The 9768-nt window shown below is 74.1% G+C and carries 9 protein-coding genes; 4 read left to right on the top strand and 5 right to left on the bottom strand.

Going from position 1 to position 9768, the window contains the following annotated elements; genetic code table 11:
• Positions 1–62: 62 nt before the first annotated feature.
• On the bottom strand, positions 63–668 hold the full coding sequence (locus tag AOK22_RS12290; RefSeq protein ID WP_055698646.1) for a TetR/AcrR family transcriptional regulator: 606 nt from the start codon (positions 666–668) through the stop codon (positions 63–65).
• Between the two features lie 129 nt (positions 669–797).
• Between AOK22_RS12290 and AOK22_RS12285 the strand changes: the two genes are divergently transcribed.
• On the top strand, positions 798–3017 hold the full coding sequence (locus AOK22_RS12285) for an NADP-dependent isocitrate dehydrogenase (protein ID WP_055698645.1): 2220 nt from the start codon (positions 798–800) through the stop codon (positions 3015–3017).
• A gap of 132 nt (positions 3018–3149) precedes the next feature.
• On the opposite strand, the gene AOK22_RS12280 is transcribed toward AOK22_RS12285, so the two are convergent.
• Genes AOK22_RS12280 through AOK22_RS12270 form a run of 3 tightly spaced genes read right to left on the bottom strand, consistent with a single transcriptional unit; the run spans position 3150 to position 6480 of the window.
• Positions 3150–3965: an ABC transporter permease subunit gene (locus AOK22_RS12280; protein WP_244164754.1), complete on the bottom strand. Its 816-nt coding sequence runs from the start codon at positions 3963–3965 to the stop codon at positions 3150–3152.
• A complete protein-coding gene (locus AOK22_RS12275; RefSeq protein WP_055698644.1) occupies positions 3962–5491 on the bottom strand; it encodes an ABC transporter permease subunit in 1530 nt (509 codons plus the stop codon). The genes AOK22_RS12280 and AOK22_RS12275 overlap by 4 nt, the downstream gene beginning before the upstream one ends.
• Positions 5488–6480 (bottom strand): ABC transporter ATP-binding protein, encoded by a 993-nt coding sequence (locus tag AOK22_RS12270; protein WP_079036513.1) that lies wholly within the window; start codon positions 6478–6480, stop codon positions 5488–5490. The genes AOK22_RS12275 and AOK22_RS12270 overlap by 4 nt, the downstream gene beginning before the upstream one ends.
• Positions 6481–6663: 183 nt before the next feature.
• Between AOK22_RS12270 and AOK22_RS12265 the strand changes: the two genes are divergently transcribed.
• A complete protein-coding gene (locus tag AOK22_RS12265; RefSeq protein ID WP_244164755.1) occupies positions 6664–7878 on the top strand; it encodes a sensor histidine kinase in 1215 nt (404 codons plus the stop codon).
• A complete protein-coding gene (locus tag AOK22_RS12260) occupies positions 7875–8594 on the top strand; it encodes a response regulator transcription factor (protein WP_055698642.1) in 720 nt (239 codons plus the stop codon). Before AOK22_RS12265 ends, AOK22_RS12260 begins: the two co-directional genes overlap by 4 nt.
• 4 nt (positions 8595–8598) lie before the next feature.
• On the opposite strand, the gene AOK22_RS12255 is transcribed toward AOK22_RS12260, so the two are convergent.
• Entirely contained in the window at positions 8599–9165 is a 567-nt protein-coding gene (locus AOK22_RS12255) for a CGNR zinc finger domain-containing protein (RefSeq protein ID WP_237773432.1), read from the bottom strand.
• Between the two features lie 56 nt (positions 9166–9221).
• On the opposite strand from AOK22_RS12255, the gene AOK22_RS12250 reads away from it, so the two are divergent.
• Positions 9222–9768: MFS transporter (locus tag AOK22_RS12250; RefSeq protein ID WP_157872222.1), on the top strand; the 547-nt coding region annotated here is incomplete at its 3' end.

Here is a 9768-nt window from a genome sequence, read left to right as displayed (position 1 = left end):
GATCCGGGGGCGGGGGGTGGTGGGCTCCGGTCCACTCCGGTCCCGTATCCCCTGACCCGGGGTCACGCGACGTCCTCCGGTCCCAGGTGTGCCGTCAGCGCCGCGTCCAGCAGCGCGTCCAGGTCCTCGGACCCCGTGGCGAGCCGCAGGCTGCCCCAGCCCCACAGCTGCGCGATGCCGTGCAGATTGGCCCAGAGCGCGCCCGCGACGACCCGCGCCCCCGCGCCGGAGGCCGGGCGGGCCTCGGCGACCAGGCCGACCAGTACGTCGAAGAGCGGCAGGCTCGTCTCCCGCAGGCCGAGGCTGTTGCTCTCCAGGAGGTCGTGGCGGAACATCAGCTCGAACATGCCGCGGTGGGCCGCCGCGAAGTCCAGATAGGCGCGGCTCAGCGCCCTCAGCCGCGTGCGCGCGCTCCCCCCGCCCGCCGCCTCGGCGGTCTGCGCGGCAAGCTCCGCGAAGCCCCGCCGGGCGATCGCCGAGAGCAGGGACACATGGGTGGGGAAGTAGCGCCGGGGTGCCCCGTGCGAGACACCCGCCCGGCGTGCGATCTCCCGCAGGGTCAGCGCCTGCACGCCCTCGGCGGCGACCAGTTCGACGCCCACGTCCACCAGCCGGGCCCGCAGCCCGGCCTCCGGCTCCTGTTCACGTTCCTGTTCCCGTTCGGTCATAGACACTGTCTATCCCATCGCGTAGACAGTGTCTACGGAGATCGGGACCCCGAGGGCCCTGTCCTTCCGGGGGGAGGGAGGAGATATCTTGATGTCGAGCAATGTTGCAGACGCGGAGCGGAGCACCCGGTGACTGACTCGACCATCATCTACACCCACACTGACGAGGCCCCGGCCCTGGCGACCCATTCGTTCTTGCCGGTGATCCAGGCGTACGCCTCGACGGCCGGTGTCAGCGTGGAGACCCGTGACATCTCGCTCGCGGGCCGGATCATCGCGAGCTTCCCGGAGCGCCTTGAGGAGAGCCAGCGCATCTCCGACGCCCTCGCCGAGCTCGGCGAGCTGGCCAAGACGCCCGAGGCGAACATCATCAAGCTGCCGAACATCTCGGCCTCGATCCCGCAGCTGAAGGCCGCCGTCGCCGAGCTGCAGGAGCAGGGCTACGCGCTCCCCGACTACCCGGACGACCCGAAGACCGACGAGGAGCGCGACATCCGCGCCCGCTACGACAAGGTCAAGGGCAGTGCCGTGAACCCGGTCCTGCGCGAGGGCAACTCCGACCGCCGCGCCCCCGCGTCGGTCAAGAACTACGCCAAGGCCCACCCGCACCGCATGGGTGCCTGGACCGGCGACTCCAAGACGAACGTCGCCACGATGGGCGAGAACGACTTCCGCTCGACGGAGAAGTCCGTCGTGATCGAGAAGGCCGGCGCGCTCCGGATCGAGCTGGTCGGCGACGACGGCTCCACCACCGTCCTGCGCGAGTCCGTACCGGTCGTCGAGGGCGAGGTCGTCGACGCCTCCGTCATGCGCGTCGCCGCCCTGCGCGAGTTCCTGACCGCCCAGGTCGCCCGCGCCAAGGCCGACGGCGTCCTCTTCTCGGTGCACCTCAAGGCCACGATGATGAAGGTCTCCGACCCGATCGTCTTCGGTCACGTCGTGCGCGCGTTCTTCCCGAAGACCTTCGCGGCCTTCGGCGCCGACCTCGCGGCCGCGGGCCTGACCCCGAACGACGGCCTCGGCGGCATCTACAAGGGCCTGGAGGCCCTGGCGAACGGCGCCGAGATCAAGGCGTCCTTCGAGGCCGAGCTCGCCGAGGGCCCGGAGCTCGCCATGGTCGACTCCGACCGCGGCATCACCAACCTGCACGTCCCCTCGGACGTCATCGTCGACGCCTCCATGCCGGCCATGATCCGCACCTCGGGCCACATGTGGGACAAGGACGGCGCCGAGGCCGACACCCTCGCCGTCATCCCGGACTCCTCCTACGCGGGCGTCTACCAGGTCGTCATCGACGACTGCCGCGCCAACGGCGCCTACGACCCGTCGACCATGGGCTCGGTCCCGAACGTCGGCCTCATGGCGCAGAAGGCCGAGGAGTACGGCTCCCACGACAAGACCTTCGAGATCCCCACCACGGGCACCGTCCGGCTGGTCGACGCCGAGGGCAACGCCCTCATCGAGCAGGCCGTCTCCGAGGGCGACATCTTCCGCGCCTGCCAGACCAAGGACGCCCCGATCAAGGACTGGGTGAAGCTCGCCGTCACCCGCGCCCGCGCCACCGGCGACCCGGCCGTGTTCTGGCTGGACGAGACCCGCGCGCACGACGCCAACCTGATCGCCAAGGTCAACGCGTACCTGCCGGAGTTCGACACCGAGGGCCTGGACATCAAGATCCTGTCCCCGGTCGAGGCCACCAAGGTGTCGGTGGAGCGCATCCGCGAGGGCCTCAACACGATCTCCGTCACGGGCAACGTCCTGCGTGACTACCTGACCGACCTCTTCCCGATCCTGGAGCTGGGCACCAGCGCCAAGATGCTGTCGGTCGTCCCGCTGATGAACGGCGGAGGCCTCTTCGAGACGGGCGCCGGCGGCTCCGCCCCGAAGCACGTGCAGCAGCTGGTCAAGGAGAACTACCTGCGCTGGGACAGCCTGGGCGAGTTCCTCGCCCTCGCGGTCAGCTTCGAGCACCTCGCCACGAAGACGGGCAACGCGCGCGCCCAGGTGCTCGCCGACACCCTCGACCGCGCCACCGGCTCGTTCCTCAACGAGAACAAGTCGCCGTCGCGTCGCCTCGGCGGCATCGACAACCGCGGCAGCCACTTCTACCTCGCCCTGTACTGGGCGCAGGAGCTGGCCAAGCAGACCGACGACGCGCAGCTCGCGGAGGCGTTCTCGGCCCTGGCCAAGACGCTGTCCGAGCAGGAGCAGACCATCGTCGACGAGCTGATCGCGGTGCAGGGCTCCCCGGCCGACATCGGCGGCTATTACCAGCCTGACGTGGCCAAGGCCTCCGCGGTCATGCGTCCGTCGGCGACGCTGAACCAGGCGCTGTCGATCCTGGGCTGACCGTCCTCCGGCCGGTGGGCACCGGCACTCAGGACAACAAGGAAGGGGCCTTTCGCCACGCGGCGGGAGGCCCCTCTCCGTGTTCTCCGTGTTCCGTACGCGGCCGGGGCTCCGCCCCGTACGCCTCCGGGCTCAGGCGTCCCGCGACCGCAGCACCAGCGCACCCACCAGCAGCGCCCCCGCCGCGTACGCGCCGAGCACACCGATCCCCGCCCACGGCCCGATCGGCAGCCGGTCGAGGCCGATGGTCGACCGGATCGCGAGACCGGCGGTCGACGGGGTCAACTCCTCGGCGCGCTCGCGCCAGTCGGGGTCGGCGAGCAGCCCGGAGAGCACCGGCAGGGCGTAGAAGAGGAAGAGGGCACAGGTCGTCGCGGCCGCCGTGTCACGCAGGGCGGCCGCCGTGCCGAGGCCCACCAGCGCGGCCAGCGCCAGATAGAGGACCGAGCCGAAGCCCGCCCGCAGCGTCGCCCCCTCGGTGAGCCCCGGCACCGCGAACCCGTCGGCGGCCAGCAACTCCCGCCCGGCGACGACCGACCCGAGCACTCCCGCGCAACCCGCAGCCACCGTCAGCGCGCCCACCACCACGGCCTTGGCGGCCAGCACCCGTACCCGGCCCGGCTGCGCCGCGAGCGTCGTACGGATGGTGCCCGTGCCGTACTCGCCGCTCATCGCGAGGACCGCGAGGACGAGCACCGCGCCCTGCCCGAGCCACACCCCCGTCAGGCTGAGCTCGACGGTGTCCTCGTGGCACGCGGCGGGCACCGGGCAGTCGCCGGCGTCCAGGGCCGCGGTGGTGACCACGCCCGCCGCGACCGTCAGCGCCACCGCGGCGAGCAGCAGCCACCACGTGCTGCGCAGCGTACGGAGTTTGGTCCACTCGGCGTGCAGCGTGCCGAGCCGGCACTCACCGCCGAGGACACGTGTCCCGCCCTGTCGAGCCCTCACGCGTCCCGCCTCCGCACCCGCCACACCGCCGCGCCGAGCACCACGACGGCGTACGCGGCCAGGGTCGCGAGACCGGTCCAGGGCCCCTGCGGATAACAGCCCTCCTCGGGCAGGCAGACGGTCGCCACCTGGTGGTAGCGCGGCAGGGTCCCCTGGACCGCGAACCCGGCCACCGGCGTGAGGCGCTGGACCGCGTGGGCCAGGTCCAGCGGCAGCGTGCTCAGCAGGATCAGCGGCAGCACGAACACCACCACCACGAGGGAGATCGCGGCGGCCGTGCTGCGCAGCAGCGCGCCGAGCCCCAGGGCGAGCACACCGATCAGGGCGAGCACGGCGGCGGTGCCGACGAGGGCCCGCAGCATCGGGCCGTCGCCGAGTCCGATGTCCCCGAACAGCGGTGGAGTGCCGTCGCCGCGCAGCTCCGGCGCGCTGACCAGGTACGCGGTGAACGTCGCGACGAGCCCGGCGGCGAACGAGACCGCGCCGATCACCACGGCCTTGGCGACGAGGACCCGGCCGCGCCGCGGGCTGAGCGCGAAGGTCGTACGGATCATGCCCCTGCGGTACTCGGCGGTGACGAAGAGCACGCCGAGCGCGGCGATCAGGACCAGCCCCAACTGGACGCCGTCCATGGCCATCACGGCCAGGTCGTTGGCCGGCGGCGCCGGGCCGATGTCGCCCGATCCGCTGAGCGTGAACACGGTGCCCGCCCGGCGCAGTTCACCGGGCTCGCGGCCGACGTCCCCGCCGATGTCGGTGTGCCGCCAGGCCGCGGGCGTCGCCTTCCCGTCGAGCGCCACCCGGTCGAAGCGCGCGGTGGACCGCGAGGGGCGCTGGTCGATGGACGCGTTGCCGAACGCGCGCTCCCGCCCCTGGATGTCGGGCGAGGTGACGAAGAATCCGGCGGCCACCGCGTCCACCGAGCGGACCGTGTCGCCGGGGGCGTCCAGGTCGACCGTGCCGACCTTCTTCCAGGCGAGGCCGTCGGCCGATTCGTACCCGGTGACGAGCGCGCCGGCGCGGGTCAGCCGCAGCCACCGGCTGTCGCCCGGCGAGACGTCCGAACCGGCCACGTCACGGGTGAAGTCGCTCTGCAGGCGCACGCCGTGGCGCGCGGTGAGCATGAGCGCCGCGTAGTCGGCACCGGGCTCGGCGCTCTCCTTGACCATCACCCCGGCCTTGGCCCACTCGGGCGTCCCGCCGGAGCCCTCGGCGCCGGGCACGGTCACCCGGGCCGTGACGCTGCCGTCACCGGTCAGCGTGCGGTGCGCGAAGGAGAAGTCGTCCCGCACGGGCTGCCCGTCCGTCCCCGTGGGTCCGGCCGAACCGCCGCCGTGGGCGGTCTCGGAGGTCGAACCGACCGCCGAGAACAGGGAGACGAGCACGGTCACCAGGACCGCGCCGACCAGCGTGAACCCCCAGCGGCGCACCGTGCGCAGCTTGGTCCACTCGGCGCGCAGGAGCTGGGCGAAGCCGTCGCGGCCGACGGGCGCGGTGCCGCGGCGCAGGGGAGTGAGCGTGCTCATCGCGCATCTCCTTCGGGGGCTTCCCCCGCGTCCGCCGCGAACTGCACGGCATCCCTGGTGAGTTCCATGTACGCCTCCTCCAGCGTCGCCCGGTGCGCGGCGACCCCGGAGAACGCCACGCCCGCCCCGCCGAGCAGTGCCACGACGCGCTCCGCGGCCAGCCGCGAGACGGTGAGCGTGTCCCGCCCGGTCGCCGCGACGCCCGCGCCCGCCTCCGCGAGGACCGTCATGGCCCGGGTGCGGTCGCCGGTGCGCACCTCCACGCGGTCGCCGGACGCGGCGGTGAGCAGCTCCCGTACGCTCGTGTCGGCGATGACGCGGCCCCTGCCGATGACGATCAAGTGGTCTGCGGTGTCCTCCAGTTCGCCCATCAGATGGCTGGAGACCAGCACGGTCCGCCCCTCCGCGGCCAGCGTCCGCAGGAACCCGCGGATCCACTGGATGCCCTCGGGGTCGAGCCCGTTGACCGGCTCGTCGAACAGGAGCACCGGCGGATCGCCGAGCAGCGCGGCCGCGATGCCGAGTCGCTGCCGCATGCCCAGCGAGTAGCCGCCCGCCCGCCGCCGCGCCGCCCCGCCGAGACCCACCAGGTCGAGCACCTCGTCCACGCGCCGCGCCGGGATCCCGTGCGAATGCGCCATCCACAGCAGATGGCCGCGCCCGCTCCGGCCCGGATGCAGGGCGGCCGCGTCGAGCAGCGCGCCGACCCGGCGGAGCGGGGTGCGCAGCGCCTGATAGGGATACCCCCCGATCAGCGCGGTCCCCTCATCGGCGGCGTCCAGCCCGAGGACGATCCGCAACGTCGTCGACTTCCCCGCGCCGTTGGGCCCGACGAACCCCGTCACCTGCCCCGGCGCCACGCGGAAGGAGAGCCCGTCCAGAGCGGTGACGGACCCGAACCGCTTGCGCAGCCCGCGCACGTCGACGGCCACTTCCCCGACGTCCCCGTGCCTCTCGTGTTCCTCTTGTGCCCCGACGGTCGCCTTCATGCGCCCGCTCCCTCCCCGTGATCCGTCCGCTCCCGTGTTCCGTCCGTACGGAAGCCGTTCCGTACGCAGTGAGGCTAGGGACGCCGCCGACGCGGGTCGTCACGCGCCGGAGCCGTCTTCGTATCCCTCACGTGAGGGACTCCACCGGGCCCCGCGCCGGTGACAATGACACCCGTGAAGCCCGTGAAGACGGCAACTCCCCTGTGGCGCAGGCCGGTCGGGGAGCGCCCCGAGGCCCCGGTCGTGGCCGCCGCGCTCCTCGCGCTGGCCGCCGCGGGCGAGGTCCTGCTGCGCGCGGACGGCACGATCCCGCTCCCGCTGGCGCTGTCCCTCGCCCTGGCGACGACGGCACCGGTCGCGGTGCTCGCGGCCCCGGAGGCCCGGGACCGGGCGGCGGCCCGGGGCCGGTCCGTGGGGGCGGCGGCGCTGGTCGCGGGCGTCGCGGGGCTCCTCTCGCTCACGCCGTTCCACGTCCTGACCGCGGCCGGGCTCGGCGCGCTCCTCCACGCCCTCCACCGCGCGGGCCGCCACGGCCCGAGGGCCCTCGCCGCGCTGCTTCCCCTGCCGTTCGTCGCGTACGCGATCGGTGCGCCGGCGGAGACCGGCACCGGCCCCCGTTTCCTCGCCGCACTGATCGCCGTGGGCACCGCCGCGGCGGCCGGCAGCGGGCTCGCGCGCCGGGCCAGGGACACCGCGCTCGCGCACACCGCCACCGAACGGGCCATCGCCGACACCCTGCTCGAACACGCGGCGCGCGGCGAACGGGCCAGGATCGCGCGGGAGTTGCACGACGTGGTCGCCCACCACATCTCGATGATCGCCGTCCAGGCCGAGACCGCCCGGCTCACCACGCCCCAGCTGCCCGCGGCCGGCGCCGAGCGCTTCCTCGCCATCGGCGACACCGCCCGCACGGCCCTCACCGAGATGCGCAGACTGCTCGGCGTGCTGCGCGAGGACGCGGACCCGCCCGCCGTGCCCGACCGCCGCCCGCAGCCGGGCATCGAGCAGCTCGGCGAGCTCGTCGACGACGCCAGGGACGCCTCGGGCGGCGCGCTGCGCCTGATCGTCGAGGGACCGATCCGCCCCCTGGACCCGGGCGTCGAGCTCACCGCGTACCGCATCGTCCAGGAAGCCCTCACCAACTCCCGCAGGCACGCGCCGGGCGCCGCCGTCGACGTCGAACTCCGCTACGGGCCGGACGCGTTGCGCCTGCGCGTACGAGACAACGGACCGGGCGCCCACGCCCCGGCCGGGCACGGCGGCGGCCACGGCCTGCCCGGCATGCGCGAGCGCGCCGCCATGGCGGGCGGCGCGCTGCGGGCGGGCCCGGCACGTGGCGGCGGCTTCCTGATCGAGGCGACCTTCCCCGTCCCGACCCGAGAGCAGGCCGCCGCATGACCGACCGCCCCCACGGCCCCGCCGCGCCCCTGCGGATCGTCATCGCGGACGACCACGAGGTCGTCCGCGTCGGCTACGCCGGACTGCTCGCCACCCAGCCCGACTTCACCGTCGTCGGCACCGCCCCCGACGGCGCCGAGGCGGTCCGCCTCTGCCGCGAACTGCGCCCCGACCTCGTCCTGATGGACGTCCGCATGCCGGTGATGGACGGCATCGAGGCGACCGGCCGTCTGGCGGGCACGGACACGCGCGTCCTCATCCTCACCACCTTCGACCTCGACGAGCACGTGTACGACGCGCTGGCCGCGGGAGCGGCGGGCTTCCTGCTCAAGGACGTCACCGCGGAGCACCTCTTCGACGCGGTCCGGGTGGTCGCGGCCGGCGAGGGTCTGCTCGCCCCGACGGTCACACGCCGCCTCATCGCCGAGTTCGCCCGCCTCAGGCCGGCCAGGACCTCCGGACACGGCGCCCGCCTCGACGCTCTCACGCCCCGCGAGACGGAGGTGCTCCGCCTGATCGCGGAGGGCCTCTCCAACCCGGAGATCGCGGCGCGGCTGCACGTGGGCGAGGAGACGGTGAAGACCCATGTGAGCCGGATCCTGGGCAAGTCGGGGCTGCGGGACCGGACGCAGGCGGTGGTGGCGGCGTACGAGTCGGGCCTGGTGGTGCCGAGGACGGCGGGCGGAGTGTCCGAGGGCGGGGCGGCCGGGGTCTGAGCCCCTACGCCCCCGTGGCTCTGGTGGCGCGGCGGTGCGCGGCGACCCGCTCGCGGGTGGCGCAGCGCCGGGAGCAGTAGCGGCGGGCGGCGCCGCTGCCCTGCGCGAGGTAGACGTTCGAGCAGCCCCCGGAGGCGCAGACACCGCCCGGGGCGCGCTGGGTGTCCCACACGAGGACGGTCAGCGCCATGCACGACGAGGCGAGGAACCACTCGCCCCAGGGCGCGTCGTCGCTGCTGTCCAGATGCGGGTGCCAGGGGCTCGCGCCTGCGTGGGCGGTGAGCCGGAGCGGGCCGGCGCCGCGCGCCAGAAGGCCGTTGAGGGCGGTGGCGGCGGCGTCCACGTCCTCGGCGGCGAAGACCTCGCGCAGCCGCGCGGCGGCGGCGCGCATCTCCGCGAGGTCGCGGCCGGACACGTCGAGGTCGCCGGTCTCGCCGTGCTCGCGCAGCAGACGGACGACGGTGTCGGGTTCGGTCCCGGGGTCGCCCAGGGCGTTGACGAGGACGGCGGTACGCCGGGCGACGGCCTGCACGGAGTGCCGGGTCGACCAGTCGTTGCGGTGAGAGGGCACGTGCTGAATGTAACGCACCTGGTCAAACTTTCAGTTACGTACGTAACGTCTCGCCCATGCGAAAGCGTTACGCGATGTGGTCCTGTCTGGGCGGTGCGGCGGCGGCACGTGTGGGCGACGAGATGGCGGGCCCGGCCCTGCTCCTCGCCGGGCTCGCGGCGACGGGCTCGGCGTCGACGGCATCGGCGCTCCTGGCGGGCGTGACGGCGTCGGCGGCGGTGGGCGGCCCCGTACTCGGCGCGCTCCTCGACCGCGCCGCGCGGCCGGGCCGCCTCCTCGCGGCGGCGCTCGTGCTGTACGCGGCGGGCCTCATGGGGATCCTGGCGGGCCTGGGCACGGTCCCGCTGCCGGTCACCGTGCTGCTGGCGGTGGCCACGGGCCTGCTCGCGCCGGCCCTCTCCGGCGGCTGGACCGCGCAACTCCCACGGATGGTCCCACCGGACCGCCTGCCCCGCGCCAACGCGCTCGACGCGATGACGTTCAACCTCTCGGGCCTCCTCGGCCCGGCACTGGCGGGCGCGGCGGCCACGGTGCTGGGCGCACCGGCGGCCGTGACCGTGGCGGCGGGACTGATCTGCCTGGCGGTGGTGGGGGCTTGGGGGG

Origin of the sequence: Streptomyces silaceus (assembly GCF_001419745.1) — a bacterium.
Lineage (GTDB): Bacteria > Actinomycetota > Actinomycetes > Streptomycetales > Streptomycetaceae > Streptomyces > Streptomyces silaceus.
The sequence above is the reverse complement of the archived record's forward strand: the minus strand, read 5'-3'. Positions and strand labels throughout refer to the sequence as shown.